This window comes from Anabaena sp. PCC 7938, assembly GCF_049315035.1.
GTDB classification, from domain to species: domain Bacteria; phylum Cyanobacteriota; class Cyanobacteriia; order Cyanobacteriales; family Nostocaceae; genus Anabaena; species Anabaena cylindrica.
In genome coordinates, this window is the sequence record NZ_CP186034.1 from 2,091,362 (window position 1) to 2,112,117 (window position 20,756).

Genomic DNA, 20,756 nt, shown 5'->3' on the forward strand with positions numbered 1-20,756 from the left:
AAATGCGCTGCCTGTGGCTAGCGTAGCTATCGCTTGATAATTTAAATGGATGAAGATAGGCAGAACATCAGTGCTTTATCCTTAGCTGTAGAGACGTTATATAGAACATCTCTACAGGATTTATAGCGTTTCCTCATCATATGAGTTGCATCCTAGCCCCCTCATCGCTTGCGGGGAGGGGGTTGGGGTTTTTGTACCTAACTCAACCGATAACCGCTATATTCGATACTAGAGTTATTCTTTAGCGTCACGACGTATTAATTCGTCAATCTTCAGTCCAACTGCTTCTTTACCACCAAATATGCTACCAAATCTCTTTTTGTTGAAATGACTTTGAGCAGTGGTGTAAGCTGAACCTGGCAAAGCTACATATTTTACTTCTTTCACTAACTTAGATGCATTCCGCAAGTAAAATTGTACAAATTGCTTCACCTCTGGTTTATCAGCAGCTTTGTTACTCACATAGATAAATATAGGGCGAGACAAGGGGTTATAAGTACCATTTTTTACGGTTGTTTCCGACGGTGCTACACCATTAACAGAGACTGACTTGAGTTTATCCTTGTTTTCTGAGTAGTAGGCAAAACCAAAGTAGCCAAGGGCGTTCTTATCGCGGGCAACACCTTGTACAAGTACATTGTCGTCTTCACTAGCGGTAAAATCACCACGGCTAGATTTAGATTTACCAACAATTGCTTCAGTGAAATAGTCAAAAGTACCAGAGTTAGTACCAGCACCAAACAACTTCAAAGGTGCATTAGGAAATCCAGCACGTACTTGATTCCAGTTATTAATTTTGCCCTGTGCGCCTGGTTCCCAAATTTTCTTGAGTTCTGCAACTGTCAGGTTTTTAGCCCAAGTGTTGCCTGGGTTAATTACAACGGTCAAAGCATCATAAGCTACTGGTATTTCAATGTAGCGAATACCAGCTTTTTTACATTCATCAATTTCTTTTTGGAGAATGGGGCGGGAAGCATTGGAGATATCTGTTTCACCACGACAGAATTTTTTGAAGCCACCACCAGTACCAGAAACACCAACGGTAACTCTGACTTTACCTCTTTGAGATTTTTGGAATTCTTCTGCTACTGCTTCGGTAACGGGGAAAACTGTGCTGGAACCATCAATCTTAATGGTGCTGACACTTTGAGACTGAACCGCAGACATTGACACACCCAAGGTGGCGGTCATTAATGAAATTACACCTAATGCTTTCAAGCTGTTAAGCTTAATATTAACTTTGTTCACAAAAATACTCCTAGTTTATTGGACGTAATATTTCCGCTTAATCACTCCAAAAGAACAACAGTTCTGTTTAGTGAAAAAGCAGTGAAAATTCATACGTACACTGTATAAAGTCACACGATAAGGTAATCTAGCAATTAACTTTTGGTTAGACAGAGGTTAATTTTTAATGAATATTCTGCAAAGTCCGTTAGACATAAACCTCGTCCAAGTTGAGAACTGGAGTTCAAAGCAGACGTGGTTTAGGAGTGAAAAAGATTGTAGAGACTTTTCATGGAACATTTCTACATTTAGAGGACTTACGCAAGATCGAACTCAAAAGCTGACTCTTGCGTAGAGGTAATTCATGAATTACCCCTACTTCCATTCTGTTTTGCGTAAGTCCTGATTTATTAGGGAATAGGAGCGCAGGAAGAGAACTCTGCACTGTTCCAGTGACACCCCAAGGTTTAAAATTAGCAAATCTGTATCAGGCGGTTTTGAGCCTGTGTCCAAAATCCAAAATCCAAAATCCAAAATTGCTATGACTCATTCTACAGATATTGCCACCTTAGCCCGTTGGATGGCTGCTGATTTTAGTAATCAAGCCCAAGTTTTTGAGAATCCGGCTTTTTTTGCCCATATTCGTGTATGTATGCGTCCCCTACCTTATTCACTGCTATCAGGGGTGAGTTTGTTTGTAGAACAAGCTTATGACTATATGCTCAATGACCCCTATCGGTTACGCGTATTGAAGTTGATGACAGCAGAAGATAAGATCTATATTGAAAATTATACTGTCAAAAACGAAAAAGACTTTTTTGGTGCGTCCCGTGATTTAGCACGTTTGCAAACTTTAACGAGCGATCGCTTAGAAAAACTTTCTGGTTGTAACATGATCGTAGAGTGGGCTGGTAATCACTTCAAAGGCACAGTTGAGCCAGGAAAGGGTTGCATGGTAGTCCGCAACGGGCAAACAACCTATTTGGATAGTGATTTTGAAATTGACGGTGAAAAATTCATCAGCCGCGACAGAGGACGCAATCCCGAAACAGATGAACACGTTTGGGGTTCTGTTGCCGGGCCATTTTACTTTGTCCGCTGGGGCAACTTTGCCGATGAAGTCAAAATAAGTTCTGATTCTTGAATCAAAGCAAGACAGGCTTCTAGCCTGTTCCAAAAAAAATTCAGCCAGATGATGCAATTGAGCGCAAATAGTGGTATTATATATTAATTGTGAGTCCGGCGACATAGCCAAGTGGTAAGGCAAGGGTCTGCAAAACCTTCACCCCCGGTTCAAATCCGGGTGTCGCCTTTGAAAAGACAACATCAAAACAGGCAGTTCAAGCCTTATAGTTATAAGCAAAGGGACGGGTATGATACTCGTCCCAAGTTTTTTGGGTTAATTTTGGGGTAAAAATACGGAAAATACACCAATTTACAAATTATTTCTAGTGCAGTTTTTTACTTTTAAAATATGTTTAAAATGTTTTATATTTGACGTTGCATAGCCTAATCAACACTAATTCAAACAATATGGCAGGTAAGCAATTAGTAGCGTTTACCTTAGCAGATGGGACAAAGTTTTTAGTAGAAGTAGATAAACAAGCATTGACATCCTCGCCTACGGTCTTTCTCCGATAGAGATTAATAGTAATCTTGCATCTGCTTTTCCAGCATTAGAGAGTAGATTTCTATCACGATATTGCCTCCTGATACCCACTTCTTGAGTCTACTATACCCCTCTCACAACTTTTGCATTTTATTTAATCCACATTCCTTACCATATCTCGTTCCTAGTCTCTGACTAGGAATGCTATCAGAGAGGCTCTGCCTCTACGCTCATGGATAGCGGGATTTCGCTGTAAGTAAGTACATATCTAGCGGGCAAGACTTCGACAGGATTAGTCCGAGGATGCCCGCACCACGAGAGTTTCATTATTAAAGTTTGTACTAAATGAAATCTGCTATAATTAAATGGATGCCGTCATTTTGTGCAGCCTCACATAAAATTGGTATTAGATAATTCAATAAAAAGAAATGCCCAATGTCATTCTGATAGTGCAGCATGGTGTATGACAAGACAGGATCATTAGTCTTAACTGAATACTTATTTATCTTCTTGCATAGTTCTAACGGTTTTTGTCACCAGATTTCTAGGGAAAAATCCGACAATTTTCGCCAGTATTTTATTTAGCAGTCCGGGAATCACAATTGTCTTCCCTTCCATTAAAGCATCATAACCAATTTGAGCAACAGTTTTAGCATCCATCATCTTCTGACCTTTAACCAGCTTAGAATCTGCCATTCCTGTTCGTTCATGAAACGCAGAAACTGTTGAACCTGGGCAAAGCACTGTCACCGTCACACCAGTACCTTCTAATTCATTAGCTATAGCTTCAGAAAAGGATAAAACATAAGCTTTAGTTGCAAAATAAACTGCCATTAAAGGGCCTGGTTGAAAGGCAGCGGCAGAGGAAACATTTAATATTTTTCCCTTACCTTCCTTAACCATATTTTTGAGAAATAACTTGGTTAAATGTGGTGAGACAAACCAAATTTACCTGCAACATTTCTAGTTCAGTATTCAGATTTGTTTCATTAAATAAGCCATGAGTACCAAATCCGGCATTATTCACCAGAACATCGACTTTAATATCGGCTTGTTGTAGTTCTGCAAAAATTTCTTCAGGAGATGATGATATAGATAAATCCTTGACAATAGTTTTGATAATAAGCTGATATTTCTCCTGAAATTCAATTGCAATTTCTAGTAATTTTAACTCGTTTCTATCTACTAAAACAAGATGATAATTCTCGGAAGCAAAAATACAAGCTAATTCGTAGCCAATTCCACTGGCAGCACCAGTAATAAGAGCAGTTTTCTTATACTGTCCTTGATCTTTGATTTTCATAACAAAAGTTTGGTGAATTTCACCACAAATAATATCAGTTGAGTCTTGCTGAGTAAAGAGTGATAAAGAAGGAAAAATAGGTTGGCTAAAAATAAATTAATATTCTGACAACTTATTTATTACTATTAATCACTCTTTCCCAGCATTGAATCACTATATTTAGGCAAGACTTAAGAAACCAGTCTGCATTAAATAGGAAGTGTAGGTGATCAATAATTGAGAATCAATCGGTGGACAAACTATAGAACTTCCCTTCAATGCTTCTAGAGTTTCTTGGCAACTAATAATTGGTCTTCTAGCTTGCAAATACAAATCAGGAATGGTTATTTGCTCATCAGACCAGCGTTCTAATAAAAATGGTCGCAGAGTGTATAAAGGATTCTCTTGAGAAGTGACGTTATTGATTAACTCTGCTTGCCATTGTTCGTAGGGAATCATCTGAAGTGAAAAACCAAAAGTGCGTATCCATTCAACCAAAGACTTTAGAGAAGCTGGTTGGGGATGTTGTAAGTGGAAAGCTTTACCAATTGATGCTTCTTGACGAGATAGATATACAACGGCTTTGCTTACATAGTCTACAGGAGACATATCTAACATATAATCTACATCAGGGAAATATCCCATTTGGAGACAGCCTTTAATCATCAAATTGATAAAATCATGGGTATTACAAATCCCTGTTTTGCTATCTCCAGAAATTAAAGGTGGTCTATAAATAGTAATAGGCAGACCTCTGTCACCAGCAATTTTGACTAATTTTTCTGCTACCCATTTAGTCTGAGAGTAACCGAGAAAAATGCCTTGCCAGTCATGAAAATCATCCTGTTCTTTGACAACTTTACCTGCATAAGCAGTTGATTCAAAAACAGCGACGCTGGAAACGTAATGTACAGGCTTAACTTTAGTTTGACAAGCTAAACGCAAAACTTCTTGAGTTCCTAAAACATTAGCTGCTTTTAATGCTGAGTAAGGATACACGTAATTCAGCAAAGCAGCACTATGATAGATAACATCAATATTAGCAGCTAGATTTTGAAACTGTTCTGTACCAATACCCAAAAGTGGCTGTGCTAAATCACCAACAATTGGGATAATTCTAGAGGAATGTTTATCATCCCAAAGTGCATACTGTTGAAGATTTTTTTCTAATTTACTTTTGCCTTCTGTAACATCAGTAGCACGTACTAAGCAATAGATATTTGCTTGAGTTGCTTCTAGCAGTTCCTTAATTACAAAAGCACCTAAATAACCTGTTCCCCCAGTTAAAAAGATATTTTTGGGATTGCTGACAGATACAGCAGATACTGAACTGGGTTGAATAGTGGGGTCAAGAACAGCTTCAGCAGCCAAATCTAGAAAAGGAGGAGCAATATTTACAGCAGTAACTGTTCCAGTTCCTGAATCTTTTACCTGAGATTGTTTGGGAACTTCTTCAGCTAATCGTTCAGACAGTGAAGCAATAGTTGGGTAATGCCAAAGTAAAACAGGAGAAGGTTTAAAACCTAGTAATTGCTCCAATTTACTGATAATAATCATAGCTTGGGCTGAATCCAAACCATAATTTTCTAAATTTTCTTTGACATCAACTTCTTCTGGTGTGACTCCAATAACTTCAGCCAAATTAGACACCATGAATGCTTGAATATCTTCAGCGGTATAAGCAGGTTTTAAATTCATTTTTACATCTCCAATATAGAGCGAACTGGGTGATATTGACCGTAGTAATTAGGGATTTGCAAACCTTGAATTTTCAAGCTTTGAATGCGGTATAAAAAGGCTGTTCCTAACATGATGTGATGGGCAACATCAACCACATGACGATTATTAGGTTCTGCTAAATAGGAACCACGCACCCAGTCATTGAAACCACCCATAGCGGGACCGCACCAAATTTGATAATCGACTTCTCTTCCTTTTTCACCAGAACTAGACCAACGAGAGGATAGTCCTAAATACCAGCGAAAAATTAAAGCCATTTTTAGCTTCGGATTATTGACTGCTTTACCCAACTTTTCAGGGTTTTTCTGAGATAAATAAGCAGCAGTTCCTTCCCAAACTTCAGCGATAGTTTTACGGAAGATTTGTTTTTCTAGTTTTTCTCTTTCTGCAAGGGGAATATCTTCAATTGAGTCATAATTGCGATATAATTCGTATAGTTTCTGCGCTCGCATTGGAAACATTGTCCCGCGTTTGAGAACTTGCAATTTGACTCCCATTTCAAACATATCTGCTGCTGGAGCCATCATCATATCAGCCATTTCTGCTTGGGCTAATAATTTTTTGGTATAATCACAAGCTCCAGATTCAATACAGGATTGATTAATTGAACCAGTCACTATATAAGCAGCACCCATCATAAAAGCAGCTAAGGCTGATTCTGGTGTACCAATCCCTCCAGCTACTCCTACTCTAATCGGTTTTTGATAATTATATTGTGCTTGAATTTCATCTCGTAAACTAATAATTGAAGGAAGCAAACACACCAAAGGACGATTATCTGTATGACCACCGGAATCGGCTTCAACGGTAATATCATCAGCCATTGGTACTTTGCTGGCAAGATTTGCTTGAAATTCAGTAATTAGTCCTTGCTGAATTAATTCTTTGAGAATTCTTGCGGGTGCTGGTTGCAAAAATTTAGTCGCAACTTCACGACGAGAAATTTTGGCAATGACTCTATTTTTAATTTCAATTTCATTAGCTGCATTTAAACTCAGTCCAGCAACTCGATAATAAACGATGTTGGGAGTTAAGTCTAAAAATGCAGATGCTTCTACAGTTCTTACTTCATATTTGAGGTATAAATCTACTGCGCGGCGTTCAATAGCTGATTCATTAGGACTGTGAATTAAATTAAAGCAGTATGGATCATTAGGTAAGGCTTCTTGAATACGATTGATAGCGGTTTCTATCCGGTCTGGAGTTAAACCACCTGCACCAAAAGAACCTAAAAGCTTCTCTTTGCCTAATGCAATTACCATTTCTTCGGAAGCAATACCACCTGCCATTGCACCTGTCATATAGGCAGATTTCACACCATAAGTAGTGAGAAAGTTAGGGTCGCCAAATTGTTGCAAGCGCAATGGTGGCAGTGAGATTAAAAGTTCTGCTTGTGCTGAGGAAGCGTTATCAGTAGATGTTAAATAACCATCATTAGTAACGCCAATGTTACCAGCTACTTTAAGAATGTAACAAGGTTGATCTAATGATAAAAATTTATCAATGATGGATTTTTGTTCAAAAGCAATACAATCTAATGAGCCTTTCCAAACTTGGTTGTGATTATTGGAGAAGGTAGAAAAAACAAGACCATTATCGTATTTATTTAGTACCGTATCGAGTGTTGTCACGGTAATTGTTCCTCAAGTTGTAAGCAATGGTTTTCCTTGTAGGGGCTTATCAGCATTCGGACAGAAAATCAATTGTTTAGACGATAGGTTATCGCCCAAATGCTTCGCCCTGACTGCCTCTTGAAATTAGCAGAGGTAGAACCTCTAGAATTGCGTTCCCAGCCAGAGGCTAAGAACGAGAATTAATGATTTATTTTTCTTCGCTGAGTAGGGTTTGAGCGCAAGCCAATTGTAGTTGGATAATTTCGCTCATTTGTTGACTAAAGTCTTGTCTGGCGTGTAAGAAGCTAGTATGTGCTTGTGTTAATTTTGAATTATTGGCACTCAGCTTTTGATACTGAGAAAGTTTTAAATCATTCATACTAATTGTGTTACTAGTTTCTTGAGTGATTAGAGGTGGGGTTAATGTTGATGGGATATTTGGCTTTTGACTGCTAGTTAACTCTGAAGATTGTAATTGTTCTCTAGTTTTTAAACCGTTATCCATGATAGTTTTCATGGTGTTTTTTTCTGGGTGAGAGTAAATATCACTAGGGGCAAATTTGGCTGGAGGTTGTAAGGAATTGATGATTTTATACTCTGGGTAATTGGAAATTATCTGCTGTTGCTTTATTTGAGTAGCTTTTTGGAAAAGCTTACGGTTATCCTCATTCAAAATTGCAGCAGTTATGGAATTACCACCTAAGGTAATTTTTCTCAGAGTAGATTTATTTTGTTTTCCAGTAACTGAGGATAGGTTATAAAGCGGAGATAAATCTAAATGCACTCCATGACTAAGCAATTTTGCTAGTGCTTTAACAAGTGAACTATGATCATCTATTCCGCGTCGGTTTAGGGATACGGTGATGTGTTCTTGATTGCTAAGATTTTTATCTATCCAACGAGAACAAATACCACCTGCACCTGCTTCAATAAATATTTTTGCACCGTCAGCGTAGACGCGATTAACTAAGCGGGGAAAGTCGAGTTGCTGACATAATCCTTTGGCAATGTTGTGAGCAATTTCTTGACTATTAAGTGTAGTTGGTTGATACTCAGCAGCGGAATAAAAAGTAATACCAGGGATGGTTTGTGCTGGTAAAGTGTATAATTTTTCCAGTTCTTGGGACTCTGATTCCATTGCTTGACAATGAATCACATGATCAAAAGGAGCAGGAAAAGCGTTACAACCAAGAGTTTTAATGACTCGCTCGCAAGCTACTGGTTCACCGGCGATTAATACTTCTTCTGATGTATTAATCTGTGTCAAGTAAACGCGAGGTTCGTTTTTTAAACACTCTCTGACTTGTGCTGGAGTGGCCATGAGAACGTAATTGCTCCAGAAATTATCATCTGAAGTTATGGAAGCTTTTGGTAGTCCCCAATACTCACGTACAGCATTTTTGGGGCCAGATAATCTATCTCCAAACAAGGCTGATGAGTTAAAGGTATTACTTACTTCATAAAAATTGCTCCATACTCCTTGAGCAACCATCATGCTAGTTTCACCTAAGCTATATCCAAAGATATATTTGGGTTTGATTTGAAAATCATCGGTGATAATTGTGGAGATGAGTCTGGTAAATAGCACTTCGGCTTCAAACATGGCCAGAGAATCATCAAACAATTTTTTTTCTAGAGTTTCCAGTTGTCGAGTTGACAATTTACTCAAACTTCTGGGAAATACTAGTTTTTCAACATCCGCTGCACGTTCGTATAGACTTTTGACAATTACATCATCGAAGGCTTTAGGAAATAAGCGGAAGAGACTGCGACCAATACCGAGATAAGAATTGACAGCGGCGGGATAAATATAGGCAATTTCTCCATCTTTTCCTAGTGGTTTAGGTGTAAAATAACTACCTATGGGAGTTTGCCAATCTTTACCATTTTCAAAGGCATTTGTTACACCTTTTTTAGCTGAGTTAATTTCTTTGAGTAATTCTTTTTGGTTGCGTCCAGTGAGAGAAAGTGTATATTTGGCTTCGGTATGCTGTTGAAATTCGACAAATGTTTGACTAGCAACATCTTTGAGGGAATCAGCATTTTCAATTGTTTGTTGCAAATTATCCAGTGCTGCAAATAAGCTAGACTGGTCATTAGCGGCAATGGGTAACAGATGAAAAGGTCTTGATTCTAAATATCTACTGCTGCGTTCTGTTTGTTGGGTTTCTTCTGATAAGATCACATGGGCAAAAGAACCGTCACAGCCGATACTATTAATGGCAGAAATTCTGCATTTGACCTCTTTTTGTGAAAACCAAGGTCTGGATTCGGTAGCGACGTAAAAGGGGCTACCTTCCCATACTTGGGGTGTTTTGACACCAGACCAATTGGGGGTTCCGGGAATATATCTGTGGTAAAGACTCAGTGCGGTTTTGATTAAACTAGCGATTCCAGAAGCGACAAAGGTATGACCAATATTGGCTTTGACGCTACCAATAGCACAGTGTAAACCATCTCCTACGGGGGGATAAGCTTGGAGGATACCGTTAATTTCGGCTTCGTCTTCTGTGGGAATTCCACTACCGCAGACTTCTAAATAGTTGACTTCTGTGGGTTGAATACCTGCTTGTTGAAAGGCTTGTTTGCATACTTGAGTAATGGTGGCACTATCTATCGCCATTGAGGAGGATTGACCAATGCTAATGCCATTGATTACTGCGTAGATGCGTTGATTGTTTTGCAATGCTGTATCATGTCGTTGGATAACAACTGCACCTGCACCTTCTCCTACATTCCAACCGTCGGCTTTTTCGTCAAAACTTAAGGTATTGATTCCTGTATTGAGTTTTCCTAATTGACTGCGGAGTAAGACGTTTTCGACACCACCAGCTAAGTCAATTCCACCTATAACTACAGCCTCAACTTCGTTGGTAGCTAGTAGCATTTCTGCTAGTTCTAAAGCTTTGAAAGCTGCTGTTTCTACAGCACTAATAGTGAAAGAAGGACCAGAAAAATTCCATAGGGAAGAAATGCGACTGGCCATAATGTTGCCGACATAACTGATAATTTCACCAAGATCAACTTGTGGGTGAATACTATCTTTGAGTATTGTTTCTAGTTCGGTAATTTTTTCTGGTGATACGGCAATTTCTAAGCTGTTCAAGCCGTCTTTAAGTTGCCAAGATGAATTCCAACGTTGTTGTAATTGGTGTACAGATAGTTCTGTATCGGCAGCGATAATTACTGCGACATTAGCACCTGGGGATATTTTGGCATCTTTGAGGGCGCGATCGCACACCTTCAATAATAAAAGTTGTTGCGGGTTGATTTTTTCAACTTCGTTGGGGGGGATTTTGTAAGCTAAGGTATCAATTTCAAAATCGCTAATATACGCGCCCTGCGGTGCTTTTCCGGCTTCTAAACCATACTTTTGCAGTAACTTTTCCTGCTCATTAATGCCATGCCATCTTTTTTCGGGCAGGGGAATAAAATGCTGTTTTCCGTCGTAAATGCTGCTCTCGAAAGCATCTAAATCGCCACATTCACCAAAAAAGGCATCCATACCGACGATAGCCATTTTTGCAGTCATATCTTGTTGAATACTCATTTGCTGACTTCCCCCTGTTCCAAAATTAAATGAGAGTTGGTTCCACCAAATCCAAATGCGCTTAAAGCTACGTGCTTAGTTCCTTTACTCGGCCAAGGTGTGGCAGTTCTGACAATGTTTTGAGGCGAAATAACATTATGCTCAGAACCCATAGGTTCACTGATATCTATGGTCGCAGGGATAACACCGTGTGACATACTTAAAATCGTCTTTGTTATCCCCACCATGCCGGCAGCAACGAGTAAATGACCAACATTAGTTTTAGCCGAACCCACCAAAGGCGTTGCTTGGTGTTGACCAAAAAAGCCTTCAACAGAGTTGCATTCTGTGGTATCTCCCAACAAAGTGCCGGTCGCGTGACACTCTAAATAATCTATTGTTTGGGGGTTAAGGTTAGCCTCAGCGTATGCTCTTTGGTACGCGAGAGTTTGTCCTTGAGCATTAGGACTGAGGAGGTGCTTACCTTTACCATCATTAGATAGACCATTACCGCAGATTGTTGCTAAAATGCGATCGCCATCTCGAACAGCATCACTGTATCTTTTCAGCATTACCATCCCAATCCCTTCGGAGGTAATTAACCCGCGTGATGCCTTATCTAGAGGACGACTAATGCCATTTTCGGGATATCCTTGAATACCGGAAAACAACATTCTTAAAAACAACGGATCTGAACAACTAATAGCACCAGCTAACATCAAATCAGCTTTACCAGATTGTAGATAATGGGATGCTAATTTAATGGCATAAAATGCTGATGAACAGGCAGCATCTATACAGCAATGAGTTCCAGAAAGAGAAAATGCACGGGAAATTATAGCAGCAGGTAAGCCGCTCACCATAGCATTATATGGAGATGCTTTAGCGGCAGTTAATGCACCACCTAAACGGAAGTCTTTTTCCTGTAAAAGTTCACCAATTGCAGGTTCAATTGTTTGCTGATAAAGAGGAGCAAATAATTGATTAGAAGCTTTGGTTGGTAAAGAGAGAGTTCCTAAAATTACGCCACATTTTGAGAGTGCAGTTTTATTTCCCCAATAACCACTTTGGATAATGGCTTGTTTGGCAGCATACAATGACCATTTAAAGGTATTGTCTAAGCTTTCTACAAATACCCCAGGTAAATTGTAATCACTAGCATCAAACTTAAAGTCACGGATAAATCCACCTTTAAGAAAGTAGAATTTTTCCGGTTTACCTTTTTCAGAATCGTAGAATATAGCAGGATCAATTCCCAAATCCGCTACACTTAATGGTGATGTAGAATCTTTTTCTTCGGTAAGATTCTGCCAAAATTCTTCAGGATTTTTAGCATCGGGAAAGAGGCAAGATAACCCGATAATAGCTATTTTTTCCACTCTTGAAATCCTCGTTGGGGCATAAGACGTTGTTCAGGATTTACGCTATTCCCCCAATCGCGGTTTTTTGTGTAGGTTGGGTTGACGCAAGGAAACCCAACATTGTGTGAAAGGGAACTCTTAACGGTTTGTTCCTCTTCGTTCCCTATTCCCTTCTTGGTAAATTTGTTGGGTTGCGCTGTCGCTTCACCCAACCTACTATAGCCTTTCCCACTCTAGTTAGATACAAAATTACTCCTCCCCAACCCTCCCCTTGGTAAGGTGCGCGACAGCGCGGGTGGGGTGTATTTCATGAGCTTGGGAATTGCTATATTACTTCTTATTTAACGTTTTCATTGGCCAAATAACTGCTTTTGCTCCTAATATTCGTGAGTATATTTTTCCTTCACGATTGTGGATAATAAAATTGACAGTTGCACCAGTATCTGTTTTAGCTTTGACTTCACAGGAAACATAAAATGGGATGTTGAATGGTACAGCCAAATATTGTTCACAGTAAGTTAATTGTCCTGGTAAACAAACTTCTTGATGTACATGATTTAACCATAACCATAGGGTTTGGGTACTCAAATCAATGATGTAAGGGTTATGCCATTTAACGGGAAATTGTCCTTGTTGTTTGGCTGAGATTTCTTGCCAACAACACTCGGCTGTCAGTTTTTCTGAGCTAATGTTTAAAATTCTGGTGATTTCTTGAAAAGCTGGGCCATGAAATAAGGACAAATCGCCATTTTGATAAAATCCTTTACCAGTGGTAGTGACGATATTATCTTCTCTGAGATCCATTGATTCATAAATGGGTGCTTCTGGCATATTTTTTACCAGTTTAATCAGAGAACTGAAATGATAGAGAGTTCTTCCCTCAGGAGTTTTACTCAATATTTTGGTTTGAAATTCAACAAAGTCACCCTCACTTTTAGCTACTTCTTGTATTTCTAGAATATGTTCGTTTGCCAAGGTTGAGTTAAAAGTAATGCCCTTCAAAACTTTGAAATCTTGGCAACTGAAATATGTATAACCCGGATAAATTTCTTCACAACCATTAACCATCCATGATTTAGCACAGGTGGCTGGTAATACTGGTGAACCTGCAATTGTATGATCATACAAAAATGGATTTTCTGCTAATGTCATCCGTCGGCGAATGCGGTAGCTGCGGAGTTCGGAGCCTAAAGGCATCGCCGGGGGAATCATGGTGCTACCAATGACAATTTGTGTATTATCTTGATAAGCGGGATACAGTTCATTAACTAACATTTGTGTACCAACTTCTAGAGGAATAATGCTAATTCCTCTTTCGGCAAATGCTTTTTTTAATTGTGGTGTCACCATACCACTATCCCAACCACCCCAATTAATTGCGACTACATGACATTGAGGATAATTTTTGCTTGATTTGATGGGCTGATTTATTGAGAATTTCGTTAGCAATGGCGTAATCACTTTGACCGATATTGCCATAAAAACCAGTCACAGAAGAAAATAACACTAAATGCTGTAATTGCTGAGGATGAACACAAGAAAGTAAATTTTGCAATCCTTGAACTTTGGCGTTGTAAACCTTGTCAAAGTCTTCTTGTGTTTTCTTTTCAATTAACTTATCAGCTAAATTACCAGCACCGTGAATAATGCCTGTAATTTGTCCAAGTTTTTGAGATACAGTATTGAGTTTTTCTTGCAAAGCTACTGTATCAGTGACATCAACGCTGATATATTCTGCCTTTGCACCTGCTGCTGCAATTGCCTCTAAGGTCTTTTTGATTTCTCGGCTAGAATTAATTTCATTAAATATCTTTTGTACCATCATGGGTGTTGGTTTCTCTCCTTGAGAAATCAGATTTTCCATGATGCGTTTTTTCAAAGCAGAATCGTCTAAACAATCACGAGTATATTCTGGTTCTGTGGTAATTTCAGAACGACCAAGTAGAATAAATTTACAAGGTTGATTTTGTGCTAATTTAATGGTGCATTGTGCAGTGATTCCTTTGGCTCCACCACTGACGACGAAGACAGATGATGGGCTAATTTGAAGTGTTGCTGTCATAATTGCAATTTATAATTTTATGAATGTCTCACGCAGAGGCGCGGAGGCGGGGAGAGGAAGAGGAGAAGTTTTTGAGTAGGGGCAAGTCATAAATTGCCCCTATAGGTTATTCGGGTTTAGCTACGAGGGTGACTCTTCCTTGAGAACTATAGCCAACTTCACCTATATATCTGTTGGAATCATGCAATTCGGCAACTATATATTCTGCTGATTGGTGAGGATCTAAAGTTGGGCTTAAGTCTATTGCTCTGAAGAAAACTTTTGGCCATTCCCATCTCAAACTTTTGGTTAATCCAAATAATCCAGCGCCGATAATGCCAAAGTTTTCTTTGTGTTCTAGCCCAAATGCTCCGTCAAGATGGGCTACTGTGCAGAAGCTAACTCTTCCTTCTAAATCGGCGGCTGCGTTCAAGGTTGGTTTGAGATGTTTGGCTATCAAGAACACTTGTTTAACGATCGCTTTCTCGGCTTCTAGATAGGAGATTTTACCTGTGTTTTCGCCTGGGAATTGAGGATGAAGATGAATGAATGTACCAATTTTTCCGTGTTTAGCGGTGATGCTTTGTAAGAGTAGTTGCAGATGTTCTTCACTCAAGTTCGCCAGGGTAACGCGGTTAACGCCTACGGGTAAAGGTAATTGTTCTGCAACTAATGTTTGGGGGAAGCTGAGAACTACTACTTTCCAGTTTTGCTCGATCAGGGCGTGAGCTAGTTTGGTGGTGGTGAGGGAACCATCATCGGTGATTAAAGCGATGTGTCCCTCTGGTAATTTGCATTCCCAAAAATCAGGTCGTGGTAGGCTTTTGAGTTTGGCGGGACGACGAGGAAGATTTGGGTCTACTAGTGGCGGTGGGGTTAAATCCACTGCCACTTCTGGGAGGGTAAGAGTGCGGGGAGATTCCGCTTCTACCGGGTTAAAATCAGGGTTTTTTTTTTCACCTCCCGCCAGCTTTTGGAGGTAGTCTACAATTTGTCCAATTGTTCTTAGGTCGCCTAGTTCTTCTATGTTGGGTTTGGGTAAGTCGGGGTATGTTTCTTGCATTGCACCCAAGATTTCTACCCGTTTGATGGAATCAATCCCTAAGTCGGCTTCCATGTCCATGTCGAGTTCTAACATTTCGACTGGGTAGCCTGTTTTTTCGCTGGTGATGTTTAACAGGGTTTGTCCTAAGTCGGCGTATTCGTTGCTGGGTACTAGGGATTGGGGACTAGGGACTGGGGACTGGGGACTGGGAAGAGGTAATTCTTCCCTTGCTTCCTCTACTTTCTTCTCTGTCACCTGTAACCTGTCACCTGTAACCTGTATTTCTTCTGTTAACCTGTCATCTGTAACCTGTTTTTGCAGATACTCGACGACTTGACCAATGGTGCGTTTTTCTGAGAGTTCTTCTAAGTTTGGTTTGGGTAGGTTGGGGTATAACTCTTGCAGCCCTCCTAATATTTCTACCCGTTTGATGGAATCAATCCCTAAGTCGGCTTCCATGTCCATGTCGAGTTCTAACATTTCGATGGGATAGCCTGTTTTTTCGCTGGTGATGGCTAGGAGGTTTTTACCTATATCTTCAATATTTAGGTTGCTGGTTGCTGGTTCGGGAATTAACGCTACAGGTGCTACCGGCTCAGGTTGAGTTTCAATAACTGGGGTAGGTTCTGCAATTTGAGGAGTGGGAATGGCTGCGATTACAGGTGCAGCTTTTTCAACTACTGGTTCTATTACTGGCTGAGTTTCTACTATTTTGACGGTGGGAGGAACAACTGTTTCTGTAATGGTTGGTTCTGGGGACATCAACTCCCGCAGACTGTTGGTGTGTGTCTCTGTGAGTTGGGGAGGAATTACAGGTTGTGTTGTGTCTGTACCAGCAATTAGTAGTGAGTATTCTTGTTGTATGAGTTGGAAAAAGTTTTTGGTGTATTCTACTTGTTCTTGTAGATATTGTTCATGAATGCGGAGGGTTTCACCTTGTTGGTTGTGAAACTGCATCATGCTGCGCTCGAAGGTTTCCATCACAACTTGTTTAAGTTGGGCGGTTTCTGAAGTTTGATTATTTGTAAATAGGGCGTTTTGTTGTTGCATCAGTTGGAAAAACGTTTTGGCGTATTCCATTTGATGATTTAGGTAAGTTCCGTGAATTTGTAAGTTATCACTTTGGTTGTGCTGAAACTGGTTCAGGAGGTTTTCTAAACTTTCCAGAACCTGTTGGAAGTTCATATTTTTGTCTGGTGTTTCCATTTTCCCTCCTGGACGCTGTGCCACTGCATAACGTGCTGTAGTAGGTAATAATTCTTGAATTGCTTGATTTGAACGGGGCGCAGGAATCATCTGGGGCTGTTGGGGGGTGGTATTTACAGGTGTTTTTTTGTGTCCGTTACCGTTTCCATTTCCGTTATGACTGTTAATAGGAGTGGGGAGTGGGGAGTGTTGAACTTCTAAATCTTTTGACTCCTGAACTTCTAAACTCCTGATTTCCTGAACTCCTTTGATTTTGAAACCATCCTCTAGGGCTTCGGTGAAGGCGTTTCTGGTTTTTTCGGAAACGTAGTTAATACCGTTTAATTTGACGCTTAAGGTCTTTTTGGTGGCAGTTGGGGGGATGATTGGGGGTAGTTGGTAGGGGTCAAGATTGCTCAAAGCCATACCAATGACGCGCAGTTGGATTGCGGCTTCTCTGAGGGAGCGATCGCTATTCTTTTGAGTACTAGGATTCAGAGATACGGTAAGATGAGGGCGATCGCCTAGGATATCTTTAACCAAGTTGGTGAGAATCCGTTTTGGCCCAAATTCTACGAAGCAATAACCACCAGCAGCGTAGATGTTTTCAATCTCTTGCTTGAATAGGACTGAACTGGAAAGGTGTCCTTCTAGAACTCTTTGGATTCCTGAAGGTTCTTGGGGATATTGTTTGCCGGTGACGTTGCTGAAAACGGGAACTTTGGGATTTTGGAAATCGACTGACTTAGTAGCGATCGCAAATGATTTTTGAGCGAATGCAATCAAAGGTGTGTGGAACGCAGCGGAAACTGGTAACAACACAGCACCATAGCCCAATTCTCGGAACTTTTGCTGAATTTTCTTAATTTCAGCCGTTGGCCCTGCCAGGACAACTTGCGTGGGAGAATTGAAATTAGCGATCGCAACTTGGGGAAAATGCCTCAGCACCGCTTCCACCTTAGTAATATCTTCCTTCACCGCCAACATACTACCCGCATCATGGTCTGGGTCTTTTGGTGCAGCCATCGCTTGACCTCTAGACTTAACCAAGAACAAATAATCCTCCTCAGTCAGCACTCCCGCCGCCCACAAAGCTGTCAATTCACCAAAACTATGTCCGGCAGCAAAATCTGATTTAAATCCAGCTTCTTGGAAGATAGAATACAATCCCGCACTAAAAACCCCAATCGCAGGTTGAGCATATTCTGTTCTTTGCAAAGCTGCAATTTGAGCAGTTTTTTCCTCTTCCTCAAAAGTTGGATTCGGGAAAACAATTTGCGAAATTGGCTGCAAATTATCCTTAATTAACAACCCATCCATTTGCCCATACAGACGACGTAAAGCCGGGAAATTCATCACCGCTTCTCTACCCATTTCTAGGTATTGAGAACCTTGTCCAGAGAATAAAGCTACAACTTTTCCGCCTAATTCCATCCCTGAAGAACGGTAATAAATACCTTGAGGATGTTCCCAAGAAACTGCTGACGGCTTATTTTTTAGTAAATCAATACTAACTTTCAGTAACTTACAAGCTTCTTGCAGACTCTCAGCTACAAACCCAATTCTCGCCGCAGTTTGGGGAATAGTTAGAGATTGTGATTCTTGGATTAATTGCGAGTAATGTCTTTCTCCCTCGTTAGATTGCAAATTATGGAAAGTTGCTTCTAACTTATTGATTAACTCACTGGGATTGGCAGCAAATAATAACATTTCACTAGCCGCGTTATGTAAACGATAAGCTTGTTTTTGTTCGGCTTCGTATTCTTCCAAAACAACGTGATAATTAGTCCCACCAAAACCAAAGGAACTCACCCCAGCCCTTCTTGGTGCTTCCCCTTCTGCCTTGATCCAAGGTCTAGTTTCTGTGTTTAAGTAAAACGAAGAATTTTGAATATCTAGTTTAGGATTTGGCTCAGTAATATTGATAGTTGGTGGCAAAATCTTGTGATGTAAAGCCAAGGCAGTTTTAATTAAACTTGCTGCACCTGCTGCGGCTTTTGTATGTCCAATTTGTGATTTTACACTACCCAATGCAATATGCTGTTTCTTGTTGTCATATTGAGTCAAGAAATCTCGCAAAGATCCGAACTCTGTAGGATCTCCAGCCATTGTTCCTGTGCCATGTGCTTCCATCAAACCCACGGTAGCCGGAGAAAAACCAGCATCATTGTAAGCACGTTCTAAAGCTTTAACTTGTCCTTCTTTGCGAGGAGCATAAATACTCTTATAACGTCCATCGCTAGAAGTGCCAATACCTTTAATAACAGCATAGATTTTATCACCATCTCGTTCTGCATCTTCGAGACGTTTCAACACAATCATGCCGATACCTTCACCTAACATCATGCCGTCAGATTTAGCATCGAAAGGTTTGACATTTTCGCTAGGAGTAACAGCAGGAGTTTTGCTAAAAGAAATATAAGCCATGATGGTGTTATCGGTATCGACACCACCAGTCAGCATCATATCGCTACGATATTCAATTAGCTCGCTAATTGCCATCTTCAAAGCCCCGAAGGAACTAGCACAAGCAGCATCAACTACGCAGTTTGTACCGCCAAAGTTGAGCCGATTAGCAATTCTACCAGCAACCACATTTGCTAACATTCCAGGGAAAGCATTTTCATCCCATTTCACATAGGCAGTTTTGATTTTATCGACGATTACTTTAGTATCTTCGTCAGATAAACCACTACTTTTGAGAACTTTTTCCCAAATCGGATATTCTAACCTTGCAGATAGTGGAATTCCTAATTGCTTGGCTTGCGCTACACCTAAAATTACCCCCACATTCTCGCGGTTAAATTCACGAGATTCACTATAACCAGCATCTTCCATTGCTTCTTTCGCAACTACTAAACTTAATAGTTGTGATACATCAGTAACTTCTAAAATGCTGGGAGGGATACCAAATTCCATCGGATTAAAATCAACTTCGGGGATAAATCCACCGCGTTTACAATAGGTTTTATCCTCTGGTGTTCTGGGGTTAGGATCGTAATAATCTTTGACGCTCCAATGTGTATCAGGAACATCAGTAATACAGTCAGTTTTATTAACAATATTGCGCCAGTATTCCCGCAAATTTCTGGCTTTTGGTAATAAAGATGCCATACCGACAATCGCTATCGGATTTTGTTGCAGTTGTCTATTAATTTTGTTAGTAGATATTGACGTTTCTGATTTCATTTGTTTTTCCTCTATAAACCTAATCAAATCCTTTTCACAACTGTTAATAAGGCTCTCTAACTCCGACAAGGCAGTATTAATTGAAGAAGCAGATATCATGGCATAGACTAATTTTGAGTACTGTGAATTGTTTAGTTACAGTAAATTCTGTTGCCTAGAAGTGATGAAGCCACCTCTTTTTATCAGCAGTTAGCTATCCTATCTGCGTAATAACCAAGGTTTTTCCCAATCAACACCACACTGTAAATTCTGCCTTAACTGAACATCTAAATAATTGGTATTTTGGGTTTTTGAGGCGATTTGGAAACACTGTAATGCTGTAAAAATACTATACAAAGTTGTCTTCCCTTTTCTTCTTTTGTCAGAGACGCTATGCTTAAAGCCTGTGGCATATCCCAAAGGATGAGTTTATTTACAGGACTTACACAACGCTACACAAACGACTCCTGATATTGTGGAAGCTGGTAAAAAATTCTGGGCTTGTTTTAGGTACTAAATTAGTGAACCGTATCCAATCATCATGGTAAGGATTTTGAGTGATTTTATGCCAATGGCATTAAGGAAAGAGAAGAGTAGAGTTGAAAATAGAAATGTGTATTTTTTCTCACCATTTGGATGATCTAGCTTCACTACAGGAACGTAATTAGTGTTAATTACAACGTTATCTGTTTTGCTCAATACCGTAGCCAGTTTTACCACCCAGGATAATATATTGTATGCGATTCAACCAATAAAAGCTGCCAAGTTCGTTACAGAAATAACATCACATTTAATCTCAATTCATGTAACCAGAAAAAATACTGAAATGGTTTTCTTGTCATCATCATCTAGCTCTATTTTAGTATTTTTTCCTTTTTACTTTCCATTAACTGACTAATGCCTTCGAGCTTTTAAATAGTGAATTAATACAAAGACTAGCACAGCTTATAGAAATT

7 protein-coding genes, 1 tRNA gene and 2 pseudogenes are annotated in these 20,756 nt (G+C 39.8%); 2 read left to right on the forward strand and 8 right to left on the reverse strand.

From position 1 onward, the window contains the following. Window positions 1-234: 234 nt before the first annotated feature. Window positions 235-1,248: a PstS family phosphate ABC transporter substrate-binding protein gene (locus ACOWPH_RS09695; RefSeq protein WP_015215180.1), complete on the reverse strand. Its 1,014-nt coding sequence runs from the start codon at window positions 1,246-1,248 to the stop codon at window positions 235-237. Window positions 1,249-1,768: 520 nt separating this feature from the next. On the opposite strand from ACOWPH_RS09695, the gene ACOWPH_RS09700 reads away from it, so the two are divergent. Both ACOWPH_RS09700 and ACOWPH_RS09705 read left to right on the forward strand, forming a co-directional pair. Continuing rightward, a complete protein-coding gene (locus tag ACOWPH_RS09700) occupies window positions 1,769-2,371 on the forward strand; it encodes a chromophore lyase CpcT/CpeT (RefSeq protein ID WP_042466023.1) in 603 nt (200 codons plus the stop codon). A 97-nt stretch (window positions 2,372-2,468) separates the two neighbouring features. After that, a tRNA-Cys gene (locus ACOWPH_RS09705) sits at window positions 2,469-2,539 on the forward strand. A gap of 795 nt (window positions 2,540-3,334) precedes the next feature. Here ACOWPH_RS09705 and ACOWPH_RS09710 read toward each other — a convergent pair. From ACOWPH_RS09710 to ACOWPH_RS09740, 7 genes and pseudogenes are all read right to left on the reverse strand, one after another. After that, window positions 3,335-4,139, reverse strand: a pseudogene (locus ACOWPH_RS09710) (SDR family NAD(P)-dependent oxidoreductase). Window positions 4,140-4,298: 159 nt separating this feature from the next. Beyond that, complete coding sequence (locus ACOWPH_RS09715) at window positions 4,299-5,816, reverse strand: thioester reductase domain-containing protein (RefSeq protein ID WP_015215184.1); 1,518 nt, start codon at window positions 5,814-5,816, stop codon at window positions 4,299-4,301. A gap of 2 nt (window positions 5,817-5,818) precedes the next feature. After that, window positions 5,819-7,489 (reverse strand): PfaD family polyunsaturated fatty acid/polyketide biosynthesis protein, encoded by a 1,671-nt coding sequence (locus ACOWPH_RS09720; protein ID WP_015215185.1) that lies wholly within the window; start codon window positions 7,487-7,489, stop codon window positions 5,819-5,821. A gap of 190 nt (window positions 7,490-7,679) precedes the next feature. Continuing rightward, window positions 7,680-11,021 carry a PfaB family protein gene (locus tag ACOWPH_RS09725; RefSeq protein WP_015215186.1) on the reverse strand — a complete coding sequence of 1,114 codons (3,342 nt, stop codon included), beginning with the start codon at window positions 11,019-11,021 and terminating at the stop codon, window positions 7,680-7,682. Beyond that, window positions 11,018-12,379 (reverse strand): polyketide synthase, encoded by a 1,362-nt coding sequence (locus ACOWPH_RS09730; protein ID WP_015215187.1) that lies wholly within the window; start codon window positions 12,377-12,379, stop codon window positions 11,018-11,020. Before ACOWPH_RS09730 ends, ACOWPH_RS09725 begins: the two co-directional genes overlap by 4 nt. A gap of 312 nt (window positions 12,380-12,691) precedes the next feature. Then, window positions 12,692-14,423 (reverse strand): annotated as a pseudogene (locus tag ACOWPH_RS09735) (SDR family NAD(P)-dependent oxidoreductase). A gap of 106 nt (window positions 14,424-14,529) precedes the next feature. Next, on the reverse strand, window positions 14,530-19,920 hold the full coding sequence (locus tag ACOWPH_RS09740; protein WP_199327322.1) for a type I polyketide synthase: 5,391 nt from the start codon (window positions 19,918-19,920) through the stop codon (window positions 14,530-14,532). Between the last annotated feature and the right edge of the window lie 836 nt (window positions 19,921-20,756).

Excerpts from the sequence above, each read along its gene's own strand:
- ACOWPH_RS09740 (WP_199327322.1), bottom strand. The coding sequence starts at position 19,920 with ATGATATCTGCTTCTTCAATTAATACTGCCTTGTCGGAGTTAGAGAGC.
- ACOWPH_RS09725 (WP_015215186.1), bottom strand. The coding sequence starts at position 11,021 with ATGAGTATTCAACAAGATATGACTGCAAAAATGGCTATCGTCGGTATG.
- ACOWPH_RS09715 (WP_015215184.1), bottom strand. The coding sequence starts at position 5,816 with ATGAATTTAAAACCTGCTTATACCGCTGAAGATATTCAAGCATTCATG.
- ACOWPH_RS09700 (WP_042466023.1), top strand. The coding sequence starts at position 1,769 with ATGACTCATTCTACAGATATTGCCACCTTAGCCCGTTGGATGGCTGCT.